25 protein-coding genes, 1 riboswitch and 1 other annotated feature are annotated in these 26,723 nt (G+C 38.0%); of the genes, 20 read left to right on the forward strand and 5 right to left on the reverse strand.

Annotated features, from left to right (window positions below):
- Nucleotides 1-184: 184 nt before the first annotated feature.
- Nucleotides 185-1,417, reverse strand: a complete 1,233-nt coding sequence (locus tag EKQ44_RS13980) for a TolB-like translocation protein (RefSeq protein ID WP_237664166.1) — start codon at nt 1,415-1,417, stop codon at nt 185-187.
- Between the two features lie 230 nt (nt 1,418-1,647).
- Between EKQ44_RS13980 and EKQ44_RS13985 the strand changes: the two genes are divergently transcribed.
- The 10 genes from EKQ44_RS13985 (at nt 1,648) to EKQ44_RS14030 (ending at nt 12,011) form a co-directional block, all read left to right on the forward strand.
- Entirely contained in the window at nt 1,648-3,318 is a 1,671-nt protein-coding gene (locus tag EKQ44_RS13985; RefSeq protein ID WP_237664167.1) for an alpha-glucosidase, read from the forward strand.
- A gap of 501 nt (nt 3,319-3,819) precedes the next feature.
- On the forward strand, nt 3,820-4,089 hold the full coding sequence (locus tag EKQ44_RS13990) for a hypothetical protein (RefSeq protein WP_237664168.1): 270 nt from the start codon (nt 3,820-3,822) through the stop codon (nt 4,087-4,089).
- A gap of 115 nt (nt 4,090-4,204) precedes the next feature.
- Nucleotides 4,205-4,310, forward strand: a riboswitch (SAM riboswitch).
- 101 nt (nt 4,311-4,411) lie between these two features.
- Nucleotides 4,412-5,524: a sugar ABC transporter substrate-binding protein gene (locus EKQ44_RS13995; RefSeq protein WP_237664169.1), complete on the forward strand. Its 1,113-nt coding sequence runs from the start codon at nt 4,412-4,414 to the stop codon at nt 5,522-5,524.
- Between the two features lie 60 nt (nt 5,525-5,584).
- Entirely contained in the window at nt 5,585-7,102 is a 1,518-nt protein-coding gene (locus tag EKQ44_RS14000; RefSeq protein WP_237664170.1) for a sugar ABC transporter ATP-binding protein, read from the forward strand.
- Nucleotides 7,092-8,093: an ABC transporter permease gene (locus tag EKQ44_RS14005; protein WP_237664171.1), complete on the forward strand. Its 1,002-nt coding sequence runs from the start codon at nt 7,092-7,094 to the stop codon at nt 8,091-8,093. The genes EKQ44_RS14000 and EKQ44_RS14005 overlap by 11 nt, the downstream gene beginning before the upstream one ends.
- An 87-nt stretch (nt 8,094-8,180) precedes the next feature.
- Nucleotides 8,181-8,450, forward strand: a binding site (T-box leader).
- An 86-nt stretch (nt 8,451-8,536) separates the two neighbouring features.
- Complete coding sequence (tyrS, locus tag EKQ44_RS14010; protein ID WP_237664172.1) at nt 8,537-9,751, forward strand: tyrosine--tRNA ligase; 1,215 nt, start codon at nt 8,537-8,539, stop codon at nt 9,749-9,751.
- 156 nt (nt 9,752-9,907) lie between these two features.
- Nucleotides 9,908-10,441 (forward strand): P-loop nucleotide/nucleoside kinase family protein, encoded by a 534-nt coding sequence (locus EKQ44_RS14015; RefSeq protein WP_237664173.1) that lies wholly within the window; start codon nt 9,908-9,910, stop codon nt 10,439-10,441.
- Nucleotides 10,442-10,547: 106 nt separating this feature from the next.
- Nucleotides 10,548-11,027, forward strand: coding sequence for an SRPBCC family protein (locus EKQ44_RS14020; protein ID WP_237664174.1), 480 nt, complete (start codon nt 10,548-10,550; stop codon nt 11,025-11,027).
- A 202-nt stretch (nt 11,028-11,229) separates the two neighbouring features.
- The gene (locus EKQ44_RS14025; RefSeq protein WP_237664175.1) at nt 11,230-11,517 is read left to right on the forward strand and encodes a hypothetical protein; all 288 of its coding nucleotides are present in this window, start codon (nt 11,230-11,232) and stop codon (nt 11,515-11,517) included.
- 137 nt (nt 11,518-11,654) lie between these two features.
- Entirely contained in the window at nt 11,655-12,011 is a 357-nt protein-coding gene (locus EKQ44_RS14030) for a hypothetical protein (RefSeq protein ID WP_237664176.1), read from the forward strand.
- 439 nt (nt 12,012-12,450) lie between these two features.
- On the opposite strand, the gene EKQ44_RS14035 is transcribed toward EKQ44_RS14030, so the two are convergent.
- Nucleotides 12,451-14,232, reverse strand: coding sequence for an extracellular catalytic domain type 1 short-chain-length polyhydroxyalkanoate depolymerase (locus EKQ44_RS14035; RefSeq protein ID WP_237664177.1), 1,782 nt, complete (start codon nt 14,230-14,232; stop codon nt 12,451-12,453).
- Nucleotides 14,233-14,452: 220 nt separating this feature from the next.
- Between EKQ44_RS14035 and EKQ44_RS14040 the strand changes: the two genes are divergently transcribed.
- From EKQ44_RS14040 to EKQ44_RS14055, 4 genes are all read left to right on the forward strand, one after another.
- Nucleotides 14,453-15,325 (forward strand): alpha/beta fold hydrolase, encoded by an 873-nt coding sequence (locus tag EKQ44_RS14040; protein ID WP_237664178.1) that lies wholly within the window; start codon nt 14,453-14,455, stop codon nt 15,323-15,325.
- A 166-nt stretch (nt 15,326-15,491) separates the two neighbouring features.
- Complete coding sequence (locus tag EKQ44_RS14045) at nt 15,492-15,782, forward strand: RNA polymerase alpha subunit C-terminal domain-containing protein (RefSeq protein ID WP_237664179.1); 291 nt, start codon at nt 15,492-15,494, stop codon at nt 15,780-15,782.
- A 94-nt stretch (nt 15,783-15,876) separates the two neighbouring features.
- The gene (locus tag EKQ44_RS14050; protein WP_414491324.1) at nt 15,877-16,464 is read left to right on the forward strand and encodes a kinase; all 588 of its coding nucleotides are present in this window, start codon (nt 15,877-15,879) and stop codon (nt 16,462-16,464) included.
- Nucleotides 16,465-16,551: 87 nt separating this feature from the next.
- Complete coding sequence (locus EKQ44_RS14055) at nt 16,552-17,085, forward strand: GNAT family N-acetyltransferase (RefSeq protein ID WP_237664339.1); 534 nt, start codon at nt 16,552-16,554, stop codon at nt 17,083-17,085.
- Between the two features lie 148 nt (nt 17,086-17,233).
- On the opposite strand, the gene EKQ44_RS14060 is transcribed toward EKQ44_RS14055, so the two are convergent.
- Nucleotides 17,234-17,413, reverse strand: a complete 180-nt coding sequence (locus tag EKQ44_RS14060; RefSeq protein ID WP_237664181.1) for a small acid-soluble spore protein H — start codon at nt 17,411-17,413, stop codon at nt 17,234-17,236.
- Between the two features lie 501 nt (nt 17,414-17,914).
- On the opposite strand from EKQ44_RS14060, the gene EKQ44_RS14065 reads away from it, so the two are divergent.
- The 5 genes from EKQ44_RS14065 (at nt 17,915) to EKQ44_RS14085 (ending at nt 23,322) form a co-directional block, all read left to right on the forward strand.
- Nucleotides 17,915-18,805 carry an alpha/beta hydrolase gene (locus EKQ44_RS14065; protein WP_237664182.1) on the forward strand — a complete coding sequence of 297 codons (891 nt, stop codon included), beginning with the start codon at nt 17,915-17,917 and terminating at the stop codon, nt 18,803-18,805.
- A 282-nt stretch (nt 18,806-19,087) separates the two neighbouring features.
- On the forward strand, nt 19,088-19,456 hold the full coding sequence (locus tag EKQ44_RS14070; RefSeq protein WP_237664183.1) for a Na-translocating system protein MpsC family protein: 369 nt from the start codon (nt 19,088-19,090) through the stop codon (nt 19,454-19,456).
- 135 nt (nt 19,457-19,591) lie between these two features.
- Nucleotides 19,592-20,596, forward strand: a complete 1,005-nt coding sequence (locus EKQ44_RS14075) for a sodium-dependent bicarbonate transport family permease (RefSeq protein WP_237664184.1) — start codon at nt 19,592-19,594, stop codon at nt 20,594-20,596.
- Between the two features lie 115 nt (nt 20,597-20,711).
- On the forward strand, nt 20,712-21,473 hold the full coding sequence (locus EKQ44_RS14080) for a PAS domain S-box protein (protein WP_237664185.1): 762 nt from the start codon (nt 20,712-20,714) through the stop codon (nt 21,471-21,473).
- Between the two features lie 175 nt (nt 21,474-21,648).
- Nucleotides 21,649-23,322, forward strand: coding sequence for a ribonuclease J (locus tag EKQ44_RS14085; protein WP_237664186.1), 1,674 nt, complete (start codon nt 21,649-21,651; stop codon nt 23,320-23,322).
- Nucleotides 23,323-23,390: 68 nt separating this feature from the next.
- On the opposite strand, the gene EKQ44_RS14090 is transcribed toward EKQ44_RS14085, so the two are convergent.
- Nucleotides 23,391-24,023: a LysE family transporter gene (locus EKQ44_RS14090; protein WP_237664187.1), complete on the reverse strand. Its 633-nt coding sequence runs from the start codon at nt 24,021-24,023 to the stop codon at nt 23,391-23,393.
- A 520-nt stretch (nt 24,024-24,543) separates the two neighbouring features.
- On the opposite strand from EKQ44_RS14090, the gene EKQ44_RS14095 reads away from it, so the two are divergent.
- Nucleotides 24,544-25,536: a phosphotransferase enzyme family protein gene (locus EKQ44_RS14095; protein ID WP_237664188.1), complete on the forward strand. Its 993-nt coding sequence runs from the start codon at nt 24,544-24,546 to the stop codon at nt 25,534-25,536.
- An 89-nt stretch (nt 25,537-25,625) separates the two neighbouring features.
- Here the strand turns inward: EKQ44_RS14095 and EKQ44_RS14100 are convergent, their stop codons facing one another.
- Nucleotides 25,626-26,723 (reverse strand): GerAB/ArcD/ProY family transporter, encoded by a 1,098-nt coding sequence (locus EKQ44_RS14100; protein WP_237664189.1) that lies wholly within the window; start codon nt 26,721-26,723, stop codon nt 25,626-25,628.

A 26,723-nucleotide genomic window follows, 5' to 3' on the forward strand; every position in this document is an offset into this window, starting at 1 on the left:
TACCTCAAAAATGTCCAAACTCACCCGATATTTGTCCGAATCCATTTAGCCACCCCAACATCACACTGTTTTGAACCCTTTTTCATTAAAATAAGCATGCCGTACAATCTAACTTCCACAGCTCCGACATATCTTAAGTAGTCCAAAAGTAATCCACCACAAAACAAACCCTAAAACCAACCACCTACTTCCCAAACCAAACAACATCAAACACATTCTCCACAAGCATACGTCCGTCTGTACCATCTGACTTACTCCACCAAATATGCCTTCTTCCATCTGCATCTTCCCGAACCCAAGCCAACGAAGCACCCTTGCGTAACACCACAGGTTCTCCATCAGAATAACCATCAGGGGTTTCAGAAACTTTCTGGTCTTTTTTTTCCTTCAAATCGACCAAATATAATGAAGAGTTAAATCTTTCCGTGCTGTCACTGGTTTCGCGGCCCCGTGCCACCACAATTCTTTCATCATCCACCCAGTCAAAGTCTACATCCGCAAACCCTTTTGGCGTATGTGTCTTTTTATAATTAGGAATGATGGTGCTGGTCGTTAAAACTTTATTTTTGACGCCCCCTGTCATGCGGCCACCGCCCTGAATAGAAGCTAGTAGCGGCTTGGTTGGCGCCCATTTTATCCATTTCGGATCAAGCAAGATTTCTCCAAGTGGTATGAAGAGTTTGTTTTCTTTCACATACACACTGAGCATGTTGCTGTCTGCAGACCACGAAGCAGTCGGCGCGACCACCATTGCTAAGCTTTTTCCATCATGTGACCAGGAGAAGTTCTCCACATCCACCGATAGGATAGAGATGTCTTCATACTTCAGGGGAGAGCCAATGGTGTGGAGAGGGGTGACTTTTACATCCATTTCATGTTCTTCTTTTTCTATCCCCCAATGGACTTCGTAGAGTCTAGGATGGCTCCAACCGTCTGGAAATAATGCCGCACTTGCTGAAGCAATCAAATTGACTCCATTACCGTCCCAAGTAAAATTAGATACACCACCAGTAAGTTGATGAATAATCGGCGTACCAGAAGAGAGTTCTACTACACACAGGATGGATCCAGTCAAGAATGCAAATGTATGGTCAACCGGATTCCATAATGGGTCATGACCAACGATTTTGAGCTTGGTGGAACTGTTGGTTTCTGTGTTATATAACCATATCTCTGGTTCTTCTGATTCCTTATCTATCTGTCTTGCTTCATATACGAGCCATTTCCCATCAAAGGACCAGCTGAATTTCCCTACATTAATATTCTCGTGTAGGACTCTCTCCTCTTTGCCATCAAAAAGCCACAATGAGTGGTATCTTGTAAAAGCTGCCTTTGGTTGGTCATTTATTGCGGCATTAGTAGTGAAGGGGGTGAATATAAACGTGATGGCTAACAAACAAATCCATAAATATTTCATGGTTCGAAACCTCCTAAAATATTCCTAACAGTTAGTGTTACCATCTATGTTCATTTCATGAATAAAAACAAAATCAGAATTTAAGTTGAAATTAGTGAAAAAGATGGTATAGTAAAGTAGTGGAATTATTCCAGGTTATTTTTTTTTTGTAGATTTGTGCAAACGGTTACGCAATAAATGCAACCGTTATCATTGTTGAGTGCAGTAGTTAATAAGGGAGTGTATCAAGATTGAAAAAGATATGGTGGAAAGAAGCAGTTGCCTATCAGGTATATCCTAGAAGTTTCATGGATTCCAATGGGGACGGTATCGGTGATTTACGAGGAGTTATTTCTAAATTAGATTATTTAAAAGATATGGGTATAGATGTTATTTGGATCTGTCCGATGTATAAGTCTCCGAATGTGGATAATGGCTATGACATCAGTGATTATCAAGATATCATGGAAGACTTCGGGAACATGGCGGATTTCGATGAGTTACTGGAAGAAGTGCATAACCGCGACATGAAGCTTATCATTGATTTAGTAATCAATCATACTTCTGATCAGCATGAATGGTTCATTGAATCAGCATCTTCTAAGGACAATCCTAAACGCGATTGGTATATTTGGAAAGATGGAAAAGATGGCAAGGAGCCGAACAACTGGGAAAGTATTTTCAATGGTCCAGCATGGAAGCTGGATGAGAAGACTGGTCAGTATTACATGCACATCTTTGCAACAGAACAGCCTGACTTGAACTGGGAAAATAAAGATGTTCGCTTTGCATTGTACGATATGATCAACTGGTGGTTGGATAAAGGCATTGACGGATTCCGTGTGGATGCTATTTCTCATATCAAAAAAGAGCCTGGCTTCCCAGACCTGCCTAACCCAAAAGGTTTAGACTATGTTCCATCTTTTGACTACATGATGAATGTGGAAGGAATTCAAAAGCATCTTGAGGAATTGAAAGAGCAAACGTTTGCACGCTATGACATCATGACAGTCGGGGAAGCAAATGGTGTGAAGCTGAACCAAGCAGATGAGTGGGTTGGCGAAGAGAACGGTAAGTTCAATATGATTTTCCAATTTGAACATCTTGGTCTTTGGGAAAAAGGAACAGAAGGCGGCGTAGACCTTCTTCAGCTAAAGAAAACATTGACGAAATGGCAAAAAGGATTGGAAGGGAATGGATGGAATGCACTATTCCTTGAAAACCATGACCAAGCTCGTTCTGTTTCTACATGGGGTAATGATAAAGAATACCTAGTGGAAAGTGCGAAGTCCCTAGGCGCATTGTATTTCCTGATGCAAGGAACTCCATTTATCTACCAAGGTCAAGAACTTGGAATGACGAATGTGAAGTTTGACAGCATTAACGATTACGATGATGTCGGCATGAAAAACCTTTATGACATTGAAAGTGCAAAAGGCGAAGAGCATGCTCAAAAAGTAATGGAAATCATATGGGCTAAAGGCCGTGACAACTCTCGTACTCCTATGCAATGGAATGCCGAGCCGAACGGAGGGTTCACCACAGGGACTCCATGGATGGGCGTGAATGAAAACTACAAAACCATCAATGTGGAAAAGCAATGGAATGACCCGAATTCTGTATTGAGCTTCTATCGAGACATGATTAAAATCCGTAAAGAGGAAGAAGTATTCGTCTATGGCGAATACAATCTGATTCTTGAAGATGATACACAAGTTTACGGTTACACAAGAACACTTGATAATAAAGTGGCAGTTGTACTTTGTAACTTGAGTGAAGAAGAAGTAACAGTAGAGCTTGAAACCCTTGAGGTAGCATCTGCAGACCTTCGTCTTCAAAACTATGAAGTTGCTGCGCATGAAAATGTGTCTGAGTTGACATTGAAGCCTTATGAAACGCGTGTTTATGTAGTAGCTAAATAAATATATATGAAGGGAAAGCCTCACCATTTTGGTGGGGCTTTTCTTTTTTTGTGAGAGAAGGTAACTAATTTTCTGTGCGGTGAGATGAAGACCTCTAATAAGATAAAATCTAAGGAGAGAAGTCTTCATCTTCCTCATGAGGACGTCAGTTTGGGGAGAAAGGGAGGAGAGAGGTCCTCATCGGCCATATGAGGACGCCAGTTTGGGGAGAAAGAGAAAAGAGAGGTCCTCATCGCGAAAAAGGATGTAAGAGGATAAAACGCGTGTCATAAGAGGTCGTATGGTCGCCCTTTTGAGTACGCCTATTTCATAAATATTGGAACGAAGAGTTCCTCATCAAAATAAAGACCAATTCCGGCTTGTTCATCATTAAATCCCATTTTGTTTACTATTATGACAGCCTGGCACATATAGTATCGTAACTACCTTTTTATGTATTTCTCTTAACGGGATATCTAGTCTTTATCTTTTTCCCTATTTGTTAAACAAGGGGGCAAAACATTGAGTCCAATGGTATGGCTGTCAATCGTTTTTGTATTGTTAGTATTAACGATCATTTGTCTTTATCTTTTCTTTATTGGTAGGCGTAAACAAGAGGCGGTACAAATTTTTACTATAGAAAGTTTTATTAATGCTCAGAATATGAATACAGACAATCCTCATAAGCAAGGCATAGTGGAAAAGATAAATGATTTTTTTGAGAATGCGGAGGAAGCAGATAATGATAGTGCAGAAGACAGTGAAGACGGAGGGGAAGATGGCGGACATTAATTCGAAAACCCCCTAGTTTTAATATCCATAAAAAAATTAATGAAAAATCATTGACACTTCTTCTTTAAGGCGGTAAAGTAATACTTAATTCTTTTAATAAACTAAATATTTCGATCTCTTATCAAGAGTGGCAGAGGGACTGGCCCTATGACGCCCAGCAACCGTTCCATTTGGAATTGGTGCTAAATCCTGCAAAACAGTGATGTTTTGAAAGATAAGAGAGGGACAAGTCTTTTTGTTTTCAATTAGCGCTCAAACCTCTCTTTCTTGGAGAGGTTTTTTATTTTATTAAAGCACTAAAACAAAAAGGGGAGTAAATAGAATGAACAGAAACTTTTTTAAAAAAGGAATTGTAGCAATAACAACAGCGACTTTATTACTAACAGGGTGCAGCGGAGGCAGCGATTCTGCCGCTAGCAGTAAGCCTACTGGTCCGATTGAAAATGTACCAGAGAAGTTTGCAGATGGAGAAGGGGCAAAAATTAAGGTGATCCGTAAGATTGGTGGGGATGATCATACGGCTCAATTTTTAGCTGGGGCGAAAGAGGAAGGGGAGTCACTCGGGTTTACAGTGGATGTATTTACTGCAAATGGTGACAGTGCGAAATTCCATGATGCGATCAATCAAACGGTAAACCAAGATTATGACGGAGTCGTCATATCTCATGGCGATGATGCGGCAACGGTGGAAGGCGTTCAGCAGCTTGTCGATAGTGGGAAAGAAGTGGTGACGTTTGATTCCAATGGAGATCTTGCAAACATTGAAGGAGTAACGCTAACTTCTCAAGATGATGAGGAGCTGGCAAAGTTAGCGCTTGATCAAATGGTGAATGATTTTAATGGGGAAGCAAATGTGGTGTATCTGTGGGTAGACGGTTTTCCTCCGATGGTTCGACGCAACAATATCTATAAAGAGACATTAGAGAACAACCCTGGGCTGAATGAAGTGGAACGCTTTGGAGTTGCGGCGGCAGATACTTCGGTTCAAACACAAAACGCGGTTGCGGCAATGTTGAACAAGCACCCTAAAGGAAGCATAGATGCTATTTTTGCTACATGGGACGCATTTGCAGTAGGAGCGGCTCGTGCTTTAAAAGAAGCAAGTCGTGAAGAAATCAAGATTTATGGAATTGATGTCTCCAATGCGGACCTTCAGGAAATCAGTTCAGAAGGTAGCCCGTGGAAATACACAGCAGCTGTGGATCCGAAACTGATCGGTGCTGTAAATCTTCGCCTACTTGCTAAAAAACTTGCAGGGGAAGAAACGCCGCAAACATATGATTTGGAAGCATCCTTAATCTCTCAAGAGGAGCTACAACAATCAAGTGAAGCGGTAAACATGGGGAACCTCTCATCAGTCGTGGAGGGCTGGGGAGAGTCAGATGCCTTCTTAGAAGAGTGGATGAACACATTGAAAGAGCATTACAAAAAATAATAGACAGCACTCTCTTCATCAGGAGAGAGTGTTTGTATGTTGGAAGAAAGGGGGAGCAGAATGACTAACACAACACTTGAAATGAAAGATATATCTATAGAATTCCCTGGAGTGAAAGCACTGGACCAAGTAACATTTTCCGCAAAACCAGGCAGTGTTCACGCATTAATCGGAGCCAATGGTGCCGGGAAATCGACGTTGATGAAGGTGCTGGCTGGAGCGTACGCTCATTTTAACGGGGAAATCAAACTCGGAGGAAAGCAACTATCTATTTCGAAACCAACTGACTCCCAAAAAGCCGGCGTGCAAATCGTTTATCAGGAAGTGGATGCGGCTTTGATTCCGACTCTGACGGTAGCAGAGAATATCATGCTTCAAGAGACGGTGCAGCATTCCGGAGGCAAGCAGTGGATCCGATGGAGAAATGTTCATAAAAAAGCAGCCACACAATTGGAGAAATTGAATAGTACTATCTCAACCAAACGGCTTGTAAGCTCGCTAACATTAGCAGAGAAGCAAATGGTCCTCCTGGCAAGAGCCATTTCAACAGATTGTAAGTTTTTGATATTAGATGAACCAACAGCCCCTCTTAGCAACAGGGAGACAGAAAAACTATTTTCCGTCATCAAGAGATTGAAAGAAGCAGGGGTAGGGATCATCTTCATCTCCCACCGAATTCCCGAAATCGTAGAGATTTGTGATGAAATAACGATCATGAGAAATGGACAGGTAGTCAAACGGGATACGGTTGCACAACTGACACCAGAAGAGATAGTAGAGTGGATGCTTGGTAAGAAGCTGGAGCAGCAGTTTCCGGAACACAACCCTACCATTGGTGAGATTTTGCTAGAAGTGGAAGGACTTAGCGACCAAGCTATAGTGAAAGATATTAGCCTCCATGTAAAGGCTGGAGAAGTAGTGGGAATAGCTGGACTTGTTGGAGCAGGAAAAACAGAGCTGTGCAAGGCGTTGTTTGGAGATGCAGCCAAAGCTACTGGGACCATCCAAATCAAAGGGAAACAGGTCAGTTTGAAAAGCCCTCATATTGCAGTGCAAAACGGGCTGGCATTTATTCCAGAAGAGCGGAGAAAAGAGGGTCTCATCCTCCATGAATCGGTGCAAACTAATTTAATTTCCGCAAATCTTCATGCGTTCACTAAAGCTTTACATTTCCTTGATAAAAAAGCACAGAGAAGTAAATCCCAAGAGCTTATCCAAGCATTAGGCATTAAAACGCCATCCCCCGACACAAGCGTACATACACTTTCAGGAGGAAATCAACAAAAAATCGCCATCGGAAAATGGCTGGTCTCCGATGCGGATATTTACATTTTGGACGAGCCGACAAAAGGGGTCGATGTTGGCGCAAAAAGAGACATTTTTGAACTGATAGCTGCCCTTGCGAAACGCGGTAAAGCCATCATCTACGCATCATCTGAGCTTTCTGAGATCGTCGGCCTGACCAATAGGGTGTATGTCCTCTACGACGGCGAGGTAACAAAAGAGCTTTCCACCGCAGAAACAGACGAACAAGAGCTTTTATATTTCTCAACAGGGGGACAAAGTAATGAAAACTGACATACCAGTACAAGAGAATGCGAAACCTACATTCCGTTTTGAATGGTTTGATTTTTTATACAAATACGGGACCATCATTACTATTTTTGTATTGATTGCCGTGTTTGCCCTAGCAAATCCAGCATTCATCCAATCCAATAATGTCATCAATATCTTAAGGTCCATTTCGATAGTAACCATTATCGCGATTGGCATCACCATATCCCTGACAGTGAATGGTTTTGACTTATCCGTAGGGTCTGTTGCTTCCCTATCCAATGCCATCGTGATCTCCATGTTTGTCTGGTTTTCGCAAAATACAACAGTGGCAATCTTTTCAGCCATAGCAGCTGCACTGTTGGTAGGGGCTTTCAATTCTTTTATGATTGTAAAGCTGAAAATCCCTGATATGCTGATGACCCTTGCGACCATGTTCATCATCCAGGGAATCGCTTTAACCTATACAAAAGGCTCCACGATTTCACAAAATATGGTCATGCCTGATGGAACATTTGCAACGGGAACCATCAGTCCATTATTTCAGAAATTTGGACAGGTCCCATGGATAATCGTCATCATGCTGACGATTGTGGTAGTGGTGCATGTTTTCCTTACCTACACGAAACATGGAAGATTCATGTACATCATCGGTGGAAATGCTGAAGCGGCAAAGCTTTCGGGTATTGCCGTGAACAAATACAAAGTAGCGGCTTATTTATTTTCCGCCTTATTAGCAGCAATCGGAGGGATGGTGCTTGCATCAAGAATCATGACAGCGGAAATCAATGCTGGTACACCATATTTGATGGATTCTGTTGCGGCCGCGTTCATAGGCTTTGCCGTCCTTGGAGCCGGCAAACCAAATGCATTCGGCACATTTATTGGTGCGGTATTAATCGGTATCCTGCAAAATGGCCTTGTCATGATGTCCGTTCCTTACTATGCAATGGACATAGTCAAAGGCCTTGTGCTTGCCTTTGCATTGGGGATTACGTATTATAAGCAAAAATAAATCTATTGACATTTTGTAATAAATCGATAGAATAACTATTAATATCTGCATAACGAAGATTTGTTTTAAACATTTCGGAGTATAAGAACAAAAGCTATGATAATAAAGAGTAGCAATCATGTAAACAGACAGAAAGTTACCGGCTGATGAGAGGTGCATGTTGAACGATTGTGAATACATCTTGGAGCTGTGTACCGAAAAGTCATGACTGAACTGAGTAGGCTACACCGGTGAAGCACCCGTAATCATGTGCTGGAGTATCGTCATACGTCACGTCATATGACTGTACTTTCAAAGGTAGGCAATGTGAATTGCTTATGAATTAAAGGTGGTAACACGAGATGAATCGTCCTTTTGGTTAATCCAAAAGGGCGTTTTTTTTTATTCCTTTGGTTCTTATAGAGCTTGCAATATTAGAAATAATATTCCAAGGAGATGTTAGTATGTTGGTAAAACCAGAAGAACAATTGACCATCATCATGAAGGGTGCTCAAGAAATAGTAAGTAAAGAAGAGTTATTGGCGAAATTGGAGAAGTCCTATGATACGCAGACGCCTCTGACTGTAAAATTGGGACTCGATCCTTCTGCTCCTGATATTCATTTGGGTCATGCAGTGGTGCTTAGAAAAATGAAACAAATGCAAGATTTAGGCCATAAAATCGTCATCATCATTGGGGATTTCACTGGGCGTATCGGGGACCCGACAGGAAAAGCCAAAGGACGGAAAGCTTTGAGTGATGAACAGGTAAAACTGAATGCACAAACATACTGCGAGCAAATCTTTAAGGTATTGGATGCAGAAAAAACCACGGTCCGTTTTAATAGTGAATGGCTATTTAAACTAACCTTTGAGGAAGTTATAAAACTAGCAGCCACAACATCGGTGGCAAGAATACTAGAGCGTGACGATTTCCAAAAAAGATATAACAACCAAGTGCCGATTGGCATTCACGAATTTTTCTACCCGCTAATGCAAGCGTATGATTCAGTGGAAATCCAAGCAGATATTGAACTAGGTGGTACAGACCAAACATTTAATATTCTCATGGGACGCACCCTTCAAAAACAATGGGGATTAGAAAAGCAAGTTGCCATTTTCATGCCACTGCTTGAAGGGTTGGACGGAGTAGAGAAAATGAGTAAAAGCCTTGGTAATTACATCGGGGTCAACGAACCAGCCGAAGTAATGTTTAAAAAAGTGATGGAGGTTCCAGACGAACTCATTATCAAATACTTTGAATTAGCAACGGATGAACATCCGAGTGAGATCCAGAAGTGGATTCAACAGTTGGAACAAGGAGCGAACCCTAGAGATATTAAACTTCAATTAGCTGAAATCATTACAAACCTATACTGCGGAGTAAAAGAAACAAAAAGAGCCATCGTATTTTATGAAACGGCCTTTAGCAAAAAAGAAATACCAGATGACATCCCAGAGTTATTAATAGAAATAGGAACCGAGACAGTCCTAGCCATCATTCCGCAACTAGTCGAGCAAGGTTTTGTTAAAAGCAAAAGCGAATTCATGCGCTTAATCAGACAAAACGGTGTTCAACTCAATAAAGAAAAATTAAGCATCGATGAACTAGATCGCGTATTGATGAATGGTGAAGTACTACAAATTGGTAAAAAACGTTTTCTTCGTTTTATAAAATAAATATGGGGCGGTAATTCATTCTTTGAATTATCGCTTTTCTTATTACGCACAAGTCACATTTTCAAGGCAGTGGTTACCAAAGAAGAAGATACATAGTTTAGAATAGGATTAAAGTGAATTCCACCAAAGTTCTATTTTTAAGTAGGGGGGATACGGATGGTTGAAAAGTCTATCATTGATGACCTAATTATTAGTAAACGAGACACTTTCCGTTCATTAGTTGTAATGATGTGCGGTGTAGCAGGTTCTGGAAAAACGACTTTCGCTCAACAATTAGAAGAAGAAGGTTTTATACGTCTATCCATCGATGAAGAAATTTGGGCTACGAATGGTCGTTATGGGATCGACTATCCAACCGATAAGTATGAGGAATACAAAGAAGCTGCAGAAAATAAGTTGTGTAAATTACTAGTAAAATTAATTCAAGATAAACAACATGTGGTCGTGGACTTCAGTTTTTGGCAACGCTCAAGAAGAACCAAATATAAACGGCTTATAGAAGAGAATGGAGGGGAATGGAAACTTATATATTTGAAAGTTCATCCTAATGATTTGCGAAAACGACTCAAGATACGAAGTCAGCGTCTTGATGCAAATGCTGCCTTCCCTATTACAGAAGAAGTGTTAACTTCCTTCCTTAAAGGATTTGAGGTACCTACAGATGAAGGGGAGATAGTAATTGAATATTAACATAAAGAAAATGTCGTTAAATAAAGTTTTCAAGTATCCAGAGATTTTGTGAAAATGAGGTACAACAAAATTTTGTTAGAGAGTTCTAGTAAAAGGAGAATCTTACATGCCTGTGATTGAGCACCAACAGTTTTTTAAAGCCCCTGTTGAAATATGTTTTGACTTAGCAAGGAATGTAGATATACATACTCAAACTACCATTAAAACAAAGGAAAGAGCTGTTGGTGGAGTAACAGAAGGGTTATTAGAAGAAGGAGATACTGTTACCTGGGAAGCAATTCACTTTGGAATCAAGCAAAGGTTGACAGCCAAAATTGTATTAATGGAACCCCCTTATAAATTTGTAGATATCATGGTGAAGGGGGCTTTCCAATCCTTTACTCACACCCATCAATTTACCGAAGAAGCGGGTGGTACAATAATGATCGATAAATTCCAGTACAAATCGCCATTCGGCCTAATTGGTGTTTTAGCAGATAAGTTGTTCTTAGAAAAGTATATGAAAGCATTCATTGCTTCTCGTGCAGTGGAACTAAAAAATATTGCTGAAAGTATGAATGGACGTTTTGACAAAATGAATTGTTAGGAAGTAGGTATATTCCTTATTCTTTTATACCGTTAATGATAGCAACTGAATTCGTTCAGTTGCTATTTTTTACTCGCAAAATAATAAGTATACTTAGGATTTTATTGAGTATCTTTGATGATTATGAAACGAAACATATTCTAAATCGTATAGTAATATTAGAGAGATATAAAACTCAAGAACAAAAAAGAGGGAAACCGATATGGAGATAACTTTAATATTAATAATTTTTGGACTATGCTTGTTTGGTTTTAATTGGCTTATGGGATATAGAAAAGACCATATTATCATTGACCTTGAGGAGAGATATACGGATTTTACAGAATACGTTAAAGCTATAGAGGGTGAACTAATTAAACGAGGAAGAAAGGTCAGTTATCAAGGAAATCGAAAATTTATTATAGATGGTCGTGCCTATATTTTCATAGAACGAAATATTTCAATGGGAGGCGTTCCTGTCCAAAGAACTATTTTCAAACCTGAAAAATAACATTCAATCAAAGATACTCAGTTGTGTCATATTATATGGCGCTTTTCTGAAAGTAAGGAAAAGCGTCTTTCTCTTGACGAAAAAGTTTTAGTAGCGGTTAGTAATACATCTGGTTTTGAAATAGAAAGGAGGACCACTTGAAAAGGTTGTTTATTTATCTATCCCTAATTTGCTTGCTTGTCGTAGTTGGATGTTATAAAGGTGTGATGTCGGATTATGATGATACTAAAGTTGCAGTAATTGTAAGAGGTGAAGAAATAACTGTTGGGGATTTACGGTTCTTATATTCTGACGATAGGATAATTGACTATCTAGATGGAACGATAAAAGCAAAATTAACTGAACAAGAAGTAAAGGATTTAAACATTGATATTTCAAAAGAGCTACAAGAAATCCAAAAAATGAAAAGTGAAAGTAGTAATTATCCTTCCGATGACATTCGTGTGTTCGCAGATGCTCAGGCTACGAAATTTGGCATGGTCCCAGAAGAATAATATGAGGTGTATTTCGAAAAAACACAGACAATGGTTGTTTATGTAACAGCCTATATAGAAGAAATATTAGGTGAGTCTAAAGATGGTGGAAGCGAATATACGAAAAAAGCGAATATGTTATTAGATAAATTAGTAAAAGTAATAAAGATGAAATTCATGTTTTTATCAAATAAATGAAGATTATTTGTCTACTTAACCGGAGTGATTACTGTATTGAGGATCGCTTAATATTAGATTGAACTTTGAGTGAATTATACGAATCCTTTATATTTCTTTCTGGGATTATTGTATTGTTACGAAAGAGACTGTAAAGTAATTTTATACATAAAATATCGTGGCAAGGAAGTATTGGATGACAGTTGCATGTCAAAAAACGATTAGTGGTTAGTCCCACTAATCGTTTTTTTATATGCTCAATTTATAGAAGGCTGGCACTGCATCATTCGTTTATCCCGTTTATGAAAAGAACAGGAGACTTTTCGCCATTTCCTCCTCCATAGAACTCAATTTGATTTATATTGAAGCCCGGAGTGGTTGTTGCTTTCAGTCTTATTTGGGTTTTCCCGCTTTTATTGATTTCCGACAAAGCGCTTGCCGGCAGTGCTAAATCGATGTGACCGGAGGCAGGAGGTGAAGGTATACTTAAAATGTTATGAAGACTGGCAATGGCGGAATAGTCGCTTTGTTCTATCGCCGCGGTACCAAAGGTTCCATTTTTGATATCAGCTTGAATCGATGAAACGTTTCCTGTGAGAGTTTTGGTGTACAGACGGATGACTGCAGACTCTATTGTTGTTTGCCCCAGGGTACTCGTATCAAATGAAATAATGCCCCTATATGTGTCTATGTTGTACATGCCCTTATCACCTACCTTAATATCGCCTGTTCCTTTTCCATCAGCTGTGAGCTGGCCAGCGAAGCCATTTTCCGTCGCAAGTGAAGGGATGGTTAGCCCTTCGCTTGGAGGAGCGGATTCATCGATCACATAGATTTCCTGCTGAATGGACTCTGAGTTCCCAGATGGGTCACGGCTGAAAAATTTCAGGGTAGTATTATCTGTGATTAGAATTGGTTCCGTGTACATTGTGGATTGAATAGACGGTTCTGAACCATCTATTGTGTAATAAGTAGAAGCTTCTTCATTTACCTGCAGCGCTACCTGTAATGAATGGTTATATGTCCCTCCTTTTGGATTTGCTGTAGTTATCGGTGCAGTTGTATCGTTTTCGCCACCACCGTCATTATTAATAGATTTAAAGAAATCCCACATCATCCTACTTGCATCAGGACCTTGAGGATCAGTATAGCTTCCTTGTGAGCTCCCGCCGGACCAGGCATGCCCCATGCTTTGGACCGTAACCTTCTTCATCCAGACAATTCCGTCCCCACCTTCGTAATCACTGATACTATACCTTCTGCCTCCAGACACCGTGAAGCTTTCTGTTCGCTCAGGTTGGTCATCAATCCAGCCATTATTCGTTCCGGTTTGGGAAAAATCATTTGTGATAGACCATTGTGATATAACCTGATCGCCATTAACAGGATAGACCGTATAGTCCGAAGAACCATGGAAAACAATGACGGGCATCACTTTAGCGCGATTACCCATTGCCTGATATGCCGCATATCCCTGCTGAACTGGATTTGGACCACCGCTTGACATCGCTGTAAAAGCACCAGTCATACTTGTTGCTGCTTTATATTCAAGACCTGCTCCAACACCAACGCCAGAAAAGAGGTCAGGATAAGTGGCCCCCATGATGACACTCATGGCAGCGCCTGCTGAAAGTCCAGCTACATACACTTGATTTTCCTGAATGGAATAGTTGTTTTTTATTGTATTTACCATGCCAGCAATAATTGCAGGCTCCCCGTTTCCACGTGACTGGTGTGCAGTTTCAAACCAGTTCCAGCACTTATTTGAGTTCCCGCTGCTTGTTTGTTCTGGGTATAGAACCAAGAAATGTTTCTCATCTGCAAGGGCGTTCATTTTAGTTCCAGTTGCAAATTGACTGGCATCCTGTGTGCATCCATGAAGCATGACATATAATGGGTAGCTCTTATTGGAATCATAACCATTTGGAACATATAGCTTATATGGTTTGCCACCATATGAACCGTTTAAAAACTGTCCTGCGGCAGAATAAGAAACTGGAAACAATGTACCTGCACATACCAATATCAAAGCAACCAACATCAGCCACAAACGTTTACCAGACATAAAAGTAAATCAACCCCTCTACATTAATAGTTGAAGTGTATAAAAGAGGAGTTACAACAGAGTTACAACTTCTATTCTGAGAGGTGGAAGTCCTTTGTATGCAAGAAATGCTTGTAGAAACCAAACAGGTTTGAAATAATTGGTATTAAGCAGAAGACCATTTTATTAAAACAAGAGGATTGTCCCAGAAGGATTTCTTTGTAAAAAAGGAGGCTGTTTTATGGAGAGAAGAATAGAGAAATTTTCTGCAAATGGGGTAACTCTCGAATATTCTATTATTGGTGAAGGTGAACCAATCTTTATCATGCACGGTGGACATTCAAATTGTAAGGAAGAATTAGGGTATAAAACATTATTAGAGAATGGTTTTTCTATCATTACTCCTTCAAGGGCAGGGTATGGAGGTACGTCCAAAGAATTAGGAGAAAGTCTATCTGTTGCATGTGAGTATTATATGAAGTTACTAAATCATTTGAATATAAAAAAAGTCCACCTTGTGGCAATTTCCGCAGGTGGTCCTAGTGGTATATATTTTGCTGCTAATTATCCTGAAATGGTTTGTTCGCTTACTTTACAATCTGCTGTCACGAAAGAATGGCTTACTCCGAAGGATAAGGAATTAAAAGCTGCAAGGGTATTATTCCGTCCTAAAACAGAAAAATACACGTGGAAATTAATAGCTTTTATAAATAATTTATTCCCGCGATTTATCTTTAATCAAATGTTTCCTTCCTTTAGTAAATTAACACCTGATGAAGCAAATGGTATGTTAAGTAAAGAGGATGTGGAAGCAATAAGAAAAATGAATAATCGTCAACGATCTGGATATGGTTTCTTTATCGACCTAGTACAGATAGATGAGTTAGCTATTGATAATTTACAGGCTATAAGTTGTCCAACTCTTATTATGCACAGTAAACATGATGGTTCTGTACCTTTAGAACACCCTTATTATGCTCATAAAAATATTCATACTTCTGAATTATGTCTTCTTGACACATGGGGACATCTCATTTGGCTAGGTAATTCTTCAAAGCAAACAGATGAAAAACTTATTAAATTCCTAACTTCTCATACATTTTCTAACGTTTGATCTGAGCTCCCATAAAAATCCATCATTACTGTGATGGGGGAAATGCTTAACTTATTGAATATCACGCAAAATAAAGCAAAAGCTGTTTCCATGCGAAACAAGGATTAGGTAAGAACATACTACTTAATGAATCATGTATCACTAATGAATAGGAAGAGGGATAAACTTGAAAACAGAAAAAACCTTAAGAGTTTGTGAAAAAGGGCATAAATATTTCAAAAGTAGTGACTGTCCTAGTTGTCCTACTTGTGATGAACAGAATAAACCCGATAGTGGCTTCCTATCGAAATTAAGTTCACCTGCTAGAAGTGCCTTAGTTCACGAAGGGATTGACACGTTGCAAAAACTCTCTATGTACACCGAAAAAGAAATACTTAAACTCCACGGTATTGGACCAGCTTCTTTACCAACAATGAAAACTTCATTAGAAGAGGCTGGATTAGCATTTAAAGATTAACATTTGATAGGGAGATTTGAGATAAAAGGAAATCCTTCTTCCTAAATTTGGGGATTTCTGAACAAGTGGATTCAGAGGAAGGATCGGCATGTTAATGAATGATTTTAATTTTTCAAACCTATTTGCATTAGTTAAATCTGGTCAAAGAAGCATATTAGCAATAGATGGCCTTAGTCGTTCCGGGAAAACAACTTTAGTAGGAGAACTCAGTACATTACTTGAAAAGGAAAATATTGAGTTTACTATCTTTCATATTGATGATCACATAGTTAAGCGCAGTCAACGTTATAATACGGGATTTGAAGAATGGTATGAGTATTTTTATTTGCAGTGGGATGTAGATGGCTTGAGGAAAAATTTCTTTGAAAAACTTTTAAACAGTAACCATATTGAATTGCCATTTTACGATGATAAAACTGATGAACTTGATACTAGAACAATTAAGTTACCTAAAGGTGGGTTGATTGTAATAGAAGGAGTGTTCCTCCAACGCAAAGAATGGAAAGATTTTTATCACAACATCATATTTTTAGATTGTGCTCGAAATAAAAGATTTGCGCGCGAATCAGAAGCTGCCAAACTTGATCTTGTAAAATTTGAAAAGAGATATTGGAAGGCTGAAGAATATTACATGAATACCTTTCATCCTTTAAAAAATGCCGACACTGTAATTAGGACATAGAAATCCATTGTTCAAGCCATACGGTGGAACACTTATTTGTAGATACAAGAGGAATGAGGTGTTTGATTGAAATGTTTTAACAATACTATGGAGACAGATAGACTAATTATTAGGCCATATAGTATAGAAGATTATATGAACTGGCTTACTCAATATAAGAGTAGGATGCCTTCTCAACATAAATACGATGAAGGTAAAATAGATATGAGTATTTGTACTGAAAATTGGTTTGGAGAATTGATAGATAATCATCAACAAATGGCTCTAAATGATAAGGTGTACATATTCGGGATTTTTCGGAAAATGGATCATACTCATTTGGGGTCAATAGACTTTTCTACCATTATGAGGGACGATTTTCAATGGGCACGATTTGGTTATACCATCCATAATCAGTTTTGGAGACAAGGATATGGTAGGGAGTCTGCAAAAGCAGCCATTAAATTTGCGTTTGAGCAATTAAATTATCATCGTATAGAGGCACATATCAACATCGATAACACACCTTCCATTAAATTAGCAGAGAGCATTGGTATGGAATTTGAATGTATCAGAAAAGGTTTCATACATGAATTCGGTGAATGGACGGATAATCTAATATATTTTATTAATTCAAATTGATTCATCTTTTCCTAACTAGTTAGTTATTTTTAAAAATAGCTGAAAGTCAGCTCACATAATGGCACGGCCATTGAACAATAATGGTAGTGGGTTATGTAGTAAATAGAATTAGAAACCACCACCTGTTAAGGTGGAGGTAGGGATACTTTTATTGTTCATTTAAGTTCGTAACAGGAACACTGTATTTTTCATTTGGATTACTAAGGTAATGAATGGTAGCTGTTCCATATTGTTGATCCACGTGCTCAATGTAAATTCCTTCGCCATTATATGTTACATTAGCCATAGTTAGCGAAGAAGCGATTTCTTGTGCTCGTTGTGCATCCATTATAGCCACCTCCCTTTGCGGTTTATAGTAATAATATTTCACCAAATATCTTAGATATACTTGTATTAACGAGGTGTATAAACGGAGAGTGATATTTCCTAAGATACAATCCTACAAAATGGTGCCAAATAAGTTAGATGCGAAGAGTGAAAAAAGATTTAACGATACCTCCCATCAAGAGTAAAAGATGGATTTTTTGCGCCTAAGTATAATTCAGCGGGGAGGAAGTTATCCGATTATTGGACGTCTACCTATTATATACATAGGTAAGCGTCAATTTTTTTTGAATAAATGATGGAATTCAGTTAATGGACATAAAGGTGGTTTCCCTAAGAATATAAAGATGGAGTTGTTTACATAAATCACCTTCCTTCGTTGGAAACTAAAATATGGGGTTATATGCAGTAAACAGACCTGCTTATATATAGAAGGCTTTAGGTAGACTCTTCATTCGAGATTAGCAGCTGAAAATAAAATGACGTAAAAAGAGAGGTTACCTTTATGTTCACTGCTATTGTGGTGAAAATACTTCGCACCTTCCCTAATCAAACACAAAAAATACCTATGGTTCCTGTAGAGGATGTAAAACTGAAAAAAGATGTGTTGGTTGAAAACTCTGTACAGCGTACTAATATATCCCTCTATTATCCGTTGGAAGCAAAACAAAATAGGCTCCCTGTTTACATCAATTTTCATGGTGGGGCATTTATAATGAACAATAAGGAAATGGATGATCCGTATTGCCGTTTTCTTTGCAATAAGGCAGCGTGTGTAGTTCTTAATGTTGATTATGCGAAAGCTCCGGAATATCCTTTTCCAAAACCGATCGAACAAGGCTATGAAATTATCCAATGGTTGAAAAGAAATGCCCATGAATTAAATATTGATGCAGAAAAAATCATGGTTGGTGGCCAAAGTTCAGGTGCAAACATCGCAGCGGCCCTTTGTCTCTACCTCAAAGAGATGGGTGATAGTCAGCCGCTATTACAAGTGCTTTCTTGTCCGATGCTGGATTTTGTCACCGCCCATGCAGATAAACCAGAACCTTATCGTTGGCGTTCACGATATCCGCAATTTGCAAATTTTATAAACAAGTGTTATTTAACTGGAAAAGACCAAGCCAGGCATCCTCTTGCATCTCCTATTTGCGCTGAGATTAGTGAGCACTTAGCTCCCGCATTGATCCTAATCGCAGAAAATGACGCTTTCAGGCCAGAAGCAGAGTGTTTTGTAGAGAAATTAAAAGCAGCAGGGGTAGCTGTTCAGGACGAGCTTTTTAAAGGGTGTTTCCATGCGTTTACCCATATAGGACCAAAAGAAAGAGCGAAAGAGGCCTGGGTGTTGATAGGAACTAATATCAAAAAAACAATAGAGGACGTTGAAAGAGGGTGAAGAAAGATTTTGATCACCCATAAAGAATAATTTATTATGGGATTGACATACTTCCTCTTTATAAGTAAAGTATTAATTAAATGAATAGCCGACAGATCAAGGTTCTTTCTGAGTACTTAGAATGCTTTAGCACACTGTTAATAGATGATTGGCAGGGTGAAAAAGTCTTTTCTGGCACATTTCTAGGAAGAGATTACGATAAATCGGTATATTTCTTAACAAGGGAATAATGTTAAGAAGTATGCCGATTTTTTTATTGGTTATGTAAGAGGAGGAATAACTGTGAAATCAAAAGGATTGATTGAATCTGAAATTAGTAAAGCGTTGACACAATGGGAAAAAGACTATTTGGGTCGTGGTTCTGTGTCAGTAAAAACAGATATATTGCGTGATATGATCATTGTGAATCTAAAAGGAATATTATCACCTGCAGAGCTGACTATATGTGGAACGAAAGAAGGGATGATATCCATAAAAAGAACTCGTTCCGATTTGGTAGAGTCTGGAATTGAAGAGCTCAAAGAGATTATTAGACAAATTACTGGAGAAGAAACGAAAAGCTTTTATACAGATATTAGTACTGTAACCGGAGAAAGGGTCATGGTGTTCAAGCTAGGTACTAATTACGAAGAGATGATTGTAAAAAAATAAAGAAACAGGGAGACTTTCCAAAGGTGTAAACAATTGGAGGTAAACCGACAAATGGATGGAGAATTGGCTTATTACGAGCGAGTTTTTCTGAATTTGTCGGTATTTTTTTTGAAATAGTTAGGAGGATAGACGGCCATGGCAGAAATTATTATGCAAAATTTATTATCACCTGTTGTCCTATTTTTTATATTGGGACTATTGGCAGCCATTTTTAAATCAGATCTAAAGTTTCCAAATGGTTTAAGTGAGGGATTGAGTATTTATCTTCTGATTGCCATAGGGTTAAAGGGGGGAATTGAACTATCCCAGTACTCTCTTGACACTGTAATAAGGCCGGTTATGGCAACACTGCTAATAGGGGGGATGATTCCTTTTATCATTCTCTTTATACTCCGTTTTATGAAAATAGACTTTAAAAACTCCATTGGTCTTGCAGCTACTTATGGATCCATAAGTATTGTTACATATGGTGCCGCTATTTCATTTCTTGATAGCAAAGGCACAGGTTATGAAGGCTTTATGAATGCAATGGTTGTGTTGATGGAAAGTCCAGCTATATTGGTTTCCATCTTGATAATGAAAATAATGGAAAAAAACGAAGTCTCACTAAATGTGCCGTCTCATAGCATTGGGTTTATCCCGGCATCATTTGCTTTATTTGACAAAGAGGTGATAAGAGAAAGTTTCTTTGGAAAAAGTATCTTGCTTTTACTCGGGAGTTTATTTATCGGCTTGGCTCTTGGAGAAGAGGTGGTCCCAAAGGTTAAACCTCTATTTATAGATTTATACAATAGTGTCCTCATTCTATTCTTATTGAATATGGGACTCATAGCGGGACAACGATTGCCAGAAGTAAGAAAGCATGGAGTGAAGCTGTTGATTTTTGCTTTGATTACCCCTTTGTTTTTAGGTACATTAGGAGTATTAATCGGAAGCATGATTGGTTTATCACTAGGAGGGGCTACATTGATGGGCGTCCTGGCAGGAAGTGCTTCGTATATTGCTGCACCAGCCGCTTTAAAAACATCTGTACCAGAAGCGAATCCATCCATTTATTTGGGATTATCGCTAGGGGTGACATTTCCATTAAATTTAATCATCGGAATTCCCTTATATTATGAGCTGGCAAAATTGCTTTAACAGGTGGGTATTAGAATTTGAAAATCTCTTGTTATGAAAAAAAACAAGAAGATTAAGTTTTTTTACTTGGATACATCTCTAAAATGAATTACCCTTGATGTAAGGAGTGAAGATAATGAGTGATAATATTGAAGGTATAAATTATAAAGAAGTGATTGAATATTCTCTTGAACCACTAATTGTCCATTCACAATTAAAGATACTATATATAAATGAAGCTGCTGAAAAGTTTTTTCGTGGTTCAAGGGAAGAGGTTGTTGGGGCAAGTCCTTTAGATATCTTCAAAGATACCTCAAAACCCGCTATCACCAAAAGAATATTGGGGGCTTATAGCAAACCAGCTGAGGTGATAGAAGAAACGATCTATCGGATGGATGGCACTTCAGTTGATGTTGAGTTGTATTGTCACCCCATTAAGATAGGTGAAACAAAAGCCATCCAAACTTATGTGAAAGACATCACCGGAAGAAAACAACAAGAAAAAGTCCAGTATGAAATGAATAGGCAAATCAATGAGTTAGCATCAAAAATTGTCCCCTTTTTGAATGGTATTGCTATTCTTCCTTTGTTTGGAGCAATAGATCAGGAAAGAGCGGAACAACTTTTGAAATTAGTACCTATTAATGTACAAGGGCAAGATGTTAACCGTTTGATTATAGATTGCTCAGGGATTTATAATATTGATAATTTAGTGATAAACTACCTATTTGATATAAAAAATGTATTAAAGTTACTTGGTGTGAAGTGCATATTGACAGGGATAAGGCCAGATTTAGCGCTAGAAGCAGTTAAACATGACTTTTCTTTGAAAAACATACATGCTTTTTCAACTGTTAAAGATGCCTTATACTTTTTAGGGGTAAATAATACAAAATAACAGTCATTCCATTATGGCGCAATCCTGGACCATGGATTAGCGCTTTTTTTATACTTAACAAAGTGCAAACAGTTATAGTGAGTTCATAGAGAATAGGTAAATCGGAAGCTCCTTTAATAAATAGATTCCTCAATGGAGATAGTAAAAATAAATATCGATCTGGAGGGGAAATTCTTTGAGGACAAACGAGAATGTATTATCTATCTTCGCCTTGGGTGGGCTGAATGAAATCGGAAAAAATATGTATGCCATTGAATATTCAAATAATATCGTGATTATCGACTGTGGGAATAAGTTCCCGGATGAAAGTTTGTTAGGGATAGATTTGATCATTCCTGATATCACCTACTTGCTTGAGCATAAAGATAAAATAAAGGCATTAATTGTTACACATGGTCATGAGGATCATATAGGAGGAATTCCATTCTTTTTAAAAAAACTTAATGTACCCGTCTATTCCACACGGTTCACTTTGGGATTGATTGAATTGAAATTAGGGGAGCATAAACTTTTAAGGGAAACGGAACTAATTGAAATAGATTCGAATTCGACCTTAAACTTTGATGAAATAAGTGTAAGTTTTTTTAAAGTGAATCATAGTATTCCCGATTGCCTGGGGGTTGTTTTTCATACACCAGAGGGAAAAATCGTACATACGGGGGATTTCAAGTTTGATTTGACTCCCGCTAATAATGAGCATTCAGACATTCATAAAATGGCCCAAATCGGCGAAGAAGGAGTTCTTCTCCTAATGTCTGAGAGTACCAATGCCGAGCGTCCAGGTTCTACCCCGTCGGAACAAATGGTAGGTAAACATGTGGAGGATGCCTTTAGAAAAGCTACACGGAAAGTGATTCTATCTACATTCGCATCAAATATAAATAGGATTCAGCAAGTGATTGACGCTGCTCATCAAACACATCGAAAAGTTGCGTTGCTAGGAAGAAGTATGGTCAATGTAGTGGATGTGGCCATGGAGAGAGGTTATTTAACAGTTCCCGATGGAATGTTAATAGAACAACACGAAATCGATGAAATGGCTCCTGAAAAGGTGGCTATTCTTTGTACAGGTAGTCAAGGGGAACCATTAGCAGCCCTTTCTAGACTATCAACAGGAAATTTTCGAGGGGTTGAAATCCTCCCGGAGGATACAGTTATTATAGCGGCAGGTCCAATACCTGGAAATGAACGCAATGTCACACGAGTTGTAGACAATTTACTTTCACTCGGAGCAAAAGTGATTTACGGAACCGGAAGTTCATCTGGAATGCATGTTTCAGGACACGGCTACCAAGAAGATTTAAAACTGATGCTTACTTTGATGAAACCAAAATATCTTATTCCGATTCACGGGGAGTATAGAATGTTATATCATCACAGTTTATTAGCGGAATCAGTTGGAATAGAGCAAGGAAACACCTTCATCATGAATAACGGTGATGTTGTAGATATCACCGATTCCATTGCCCGCCAAACTAGGAAAATCCCCACAGGAAACACATTTATAGATGGCTTGGGAGTCGGGGATGTTGGTGATATTGTACTGCGCGACCGCAAACAACTTTCTGAAGATGGCATGCTTGTAATTGTTTTGACGATGAGTAAAAGGGAAGCAAAGCTAGTCCATGATCCCGACATCATTTCCAGAGGGTTCGTTTACCATAGAGACTCCGAAAAACTACTTAGAGACGTTAATAGCCTTATAATAAAAACGGTTAACGATTTGAAAAGAGAAGATAAACACCAATGGAACATAATTAAACAAAGCATAAAAAAATCGGTTGGCCAATATTTATTTACTCAAATTAGAAGAAAGCCAATGATCTTACCTATAATCATTGAAATTTAACTTAATCAAGGTAGAAAAGGAACAGTACCTCAATGGTGCTGTTTTTTTGTATTAACCTTAAATAATTGTTAGCTAAAGAGAGCTTTAATTCCCTGATACCCAAAATAAGTACCAAATCCAATTAACGAAACACCAGAGATGATTGATATAGCCTTGATGCTTGTATAACTCAAGAATCTACGAAAACCAGTTGTCAATGCAGCAACAAAAATATCCCACAATGTTAAACCGATGAATATCATACAACTATAGATTAACAAATCACCAGTCCCGTTCATTTGTGCTGTTTTTGCTAGTATGGATCCATAGATACCCAGCCAGAAAAGAATAGATAATGGGCTGGTGATGGACATGATAAAACCTGTGATAAAACACTTAAATAATGATTCTTTTTTTCTGATAGCAGTCAAATTTATGGAATTTACACCTAATATACTCTCTACCCCCGAATAAATAAGGATAAAGCCGCCAAATAACCAAAGGAAAATCTGGACCATGGGAATGCCTAAAAATTGGACCATCCCCAAATAAACCAGTAGCATAAAGATAGCATCAGCTATCATGGATCCTGCTCCTACCATCCACGCATGCCAAAAGCCGTTCTTAATTCCTTTATCAAGTCTAGCAGAATTAACTGGACCAATTGGTGCAGCTAATGTTAACCCTAAGAAAATGTAGCTGACTAAAATACTGATACTCAATAATTCCACCCCAATTAATTAATAGATACAACTTGTACATTCTATGTAGAGGGTATATTCTTGAGACCCATTTTCTATGTCGACTCATCGTCGTTTCTACTAATAATAGCAACGGGGTCAAGAGGAATTTCAGCATTTTTACATTGCATAAAATTTGCTACAGAGTAATGTAATGCAACATTCAATTTTGATAAAAATAGTGATTGAAATGGGAAATCTAAAATGGTATAATTTTCATAATATTCAGGAAGGGAGTGAGGATATGCAATGACAAATTTTAAGAAGATAACCTTGGAAACTAAATTTAATTGCCACTCACTCTTACGGTTGTACTTAGCAGAGGTTGGTTGATTCGTGCTTTAAAAGGTCGGGCAATTTAAAGTTTGTTGATGATTATACAAGCCACAGGGTTATTTAATATAACTCTGTGGCTTTTGTTTTCCAGTTGTTATCTTCAAAATTTGCATGGAGGTAAACCAGATGCGTCAAATCTTTTTAGAGAAATAGGAGTGTGCTGTTTATGTTGAAATTAAAATTTCTTTTTGATAATGCATCGTTAGCAGAAATGTTATTGGGAAACTGGGAGTATGATCAAGAATCTCTTGATTTGTTTAAATATTATAGAATATCTTCCAATGCCATTTATCCTTTTAAGACCCAAGGAAAAATACAATTATTGAGATTTGCTCCCAAGTCAGAGAAGTCGAGAGAAAATATCTTAGGAGAACTCGAATTTATTTCTTACTTGAGTTCTAAAAAGTATGGAGTTTTAGAAACAGTTCACTCAAAAAATGGGGTGGAACTTGTGGAAGCTCAAACGCCATGGGGAGAATACTATGCCTCCGTCTTTAAACGAGTAGCAGGGGTACAACTAAATCAAACCGATTTAAGTGAAACTCTCATTTTTAATTATGGAAAAGCATTGGGGAAACTTCATCAGTTATCTAGTGAGTATAAACCTAATATAAACAAGCGTTGGTCATATAGTGATGTGTTGAGTTGGATTCAAGCTCTTCTAATAAATTTTCCAAATGAAAAACAAGCATTAATGGAAGCAAGATTACTTCAAAATTATTTTGATTCTATTCCTATTACCAATAAGAATTTTGGTCTCATTCATTATGATTTTGAAATGGATAATGTCTTCTACGAGGAAGAGTTTCAGTCCTTTAACATTATTGATTTTGACGATGCTATGTATCATTGGTATGTAATGGATATCGAGCAAGCACTAGAAAGCCTGCAAGATTCTATTACTCCTGATTCTTTTCAACCCAAAAAACAATGCTTCATGGAAGGATATCTAACTGAATATGAGCTTTCCGATGATATGACATCTTTATTGCCAGCATGTAAACGCTTTGCAAATTTATATGCTTATGCCCGTATATTAAGATCTGCAGAAGAAAAGTGGAAAAATGAACCTGAATGGCTAGTGAATTTGAGGGGGAAATTGACAAAGGCTATGAAAGATAAATCTTCTTGTTTTGGAGCGGAAATTAAATTTTACTAGTTATCTAGAGTTGGCGATTCCTCAAATGGGCTTTATATACAAGTATTTTGAAATTTGTATATAAAGCCATGAATCGCTATAGTCCTTACTTATGCTTTTGTCCTTTTGATAATCGTAATTATAAAAACCAACATAGGTAAAAGAACCCCAAGTGGTAAGTGGATTATGGCTGGTATGACTTCAAGACCAACTTGAAGATGCTGTGCTATATTTTCTGAAAAAGGATAGGAGGACAAAAAAATTAATACTAGGATAGATAAAGCTAGAAATTTCAGGTTCATTCGTGTGATGCTCTCCCTTGCAAGGTGAATGCTTGCAAAAGTGAAGACAGCAATTTTAAAATATCCCCCAATGATAAAAAGAATAACTGCAAATATGTCCAGCCTTTCAATGAAATCAAAAACAGTAACCCTTTCTATTGTAGTGATAAAAGGAAAAGTATAATTTTTCGCCAATAACGGGTGAAGCACGCCTATGATTAGAAAGGAGAAAATGGACATTAGTACTGTGAAAATAATTATAATGATGCTTCCTTTTTTTGAAACCCCCCCTCTGTCTTTACGCTTTAAAAAAGGGAATATCATTAAAAATGCAATAATCTCGCTGAAAGGAAATGCAATCATAGTGGGAATGGATTCAGCTATTTTATTAAAGTTAAATGAAAAGATAGGTTCTACATATTCCCAGTTAAAACTTCCGCTAAAAAATATCATTAATGGGAGTATTAAGAGAAATAGCAATGTAATGGTACCCCAAATGACTGCAGATCGGATGAAAGCCTCCATACCTTTTAGATAGGTATAAACAATAATTAGAAAGATCGAACATTTAACAAAAAAGGGGGGCATCGTATACAGCAATTTACCATTTATAAAAAAGGTTAAATCCGATAAAACGCGGGAAGCAAGATAAGCAAAGTACAGAACATAAACAACAGAAACAACGAATCCAACATGTTTACCAAGATTCTCATTTAAAATTAAAGCTAAGTTTTGAAAATTATTATTCCTCCAAATATAAACAAACATATGAAATAATAACAGACCGATAACACCTGCAATAAGACTGGCAACCCAAGAATTCTTTTCTGCAGTTAAACTTATCCCCCAGATTACTGAACTACCAATTAAAAAAAGAAGCAATGCAAACATGATTTCTGATAATCCAATGATATGTTTTTTTTCCAA

It is taken from the genome of Sutcliffiella horikoshii (assembly GCF_021991925.1).
Classification (GTDB): domain Bacteria; phylum Bacillota; class Bacilli; order Bacillales; family Bacillaceae_I; genus Sutcliffiella_A; species Sutcliffiella_A horikoshii_F.

Excerpts from the sequence above, each read along its gene's own strand:
- EKQ44_RS13980 (WP_237664166.1), bottom strand. The coding sequence starts at position 1,417 with ATGAAATATTTATGGATTTGTTTGTTAGCCATCACGTTTATATTCACC.
- EKQ44_RS13995 (WP_237664169.1), top strand. The coding sequence starts at position 4,412 with ATGAACAGAAACTTTTTTAAAAAAGGAATTGTAGCAATAACAACAGCG.
- EKQ44_RS14000 (WP_237664170.1), top strand. The coding sequence starts at position 5,585 with ATGACTAACACAACACTTGAAATGAAAGATATATCTATAGAATTCCCT.
- EKQ44_RS14005 (WP_237664171.1), top strand. The coding sequence starts at position 7,092 with ATGAAAACTGACATACCAGTACAAGAGAATGCGAAACCTACATTCCGT.
- tyrS (WP_237664172.1), top strand. The coding sequence starts at position 8,537 with ATGTTGGTAAAACCAGAAGAACAATTGACCATCATCATGAAGGGTGCT.
- EKQ44_RS14015 (WP_237664173.1), top strand. The coding sequence starts at position 9,908 with ATGGTTGAAAAGTCTATCATTGATGACCTAATTATTAGTAAACGAGAC.
- EKQ44_RS14020 (WP_237664174.1), top strand. The coding sequence starts at position 10,548 with ATGCCTGTGATTGAGCACCAACAGTTTTTTAAAGCCCCTGTTGAAATA.
- EKQ44_RS14025 (WP_237664175.1), top strand. The coding sequence starts at position 11,230 with ATGGAGATAACTTTAATATTAATAATTTTTGGACTATGCTTGTTTGGT.
- EKQ44_RS14035 (WP_237664177.1), bottom strand. The coding sequence starts at position 14,232 with ATGTCTGGTAAACGTTTGTGGCTGATGTTGGTTGCTTTGATATTGGTA.
- EKQ44_RS14040 (WP_237664178.1), top strand. The coding sequence starts at position 14,453 with ATGGAGAGAAGAATAGAGAAATTTTCTGCAAATGGGGTAACTCTCGAA.
- EKQ44_RS14050 (WP_414491324.1), top strand. The coding sequence starts at position 15,877 with ATGAATGATTTTAATTTTTCAAACCTATTTGCATTAGTTAAATCTGGT.
- EKQ44_RS14055 (WP_237664339.1), top strand. The coding sequence starts at position 16,552 with ATGGAGACAGATAGACTAATTATTAGGCCATATAGTATAGAAGATTAT.
- EKQ44_RS14060 (WP_237664181.1), bottom strand. The coding sequence starts at position 17,413 with ATGGATGCACAACGAGCACAAGAAATCGCTTCTTCGCTAACTATGGCT.
- EKQ44_RS14065 (WP_237664182.1), top strand. The coding sequence starts at position 17,915 with ATGTTCACTGCTATTGTGGTGAAAATACTTCGCACCTTCCCTAATCAA.
- EKQ44_RS14075 (WP_237664184.1), top strand. The coding sequence starts at position 19,592 with ATGGCAGAAATTATTATGCAAAATTTATTATCACCTGTTGTCCTATTT.
- EKQ44_RS14080 (WP_237664185.1), top strand. The coding sequence starts at position 20,712 with ATGAGTGATAATATTGAAGGTATAAATTATAAAGAAGTGATTGAATAT.
- EKQ44_RS14095 (WP_237664188.1), top strand. The coding sequence starts at position 24,544 with ATGTTGAAATTAAAATTTCTTTTTGATAATGCATCGTTAGCAGAAATG.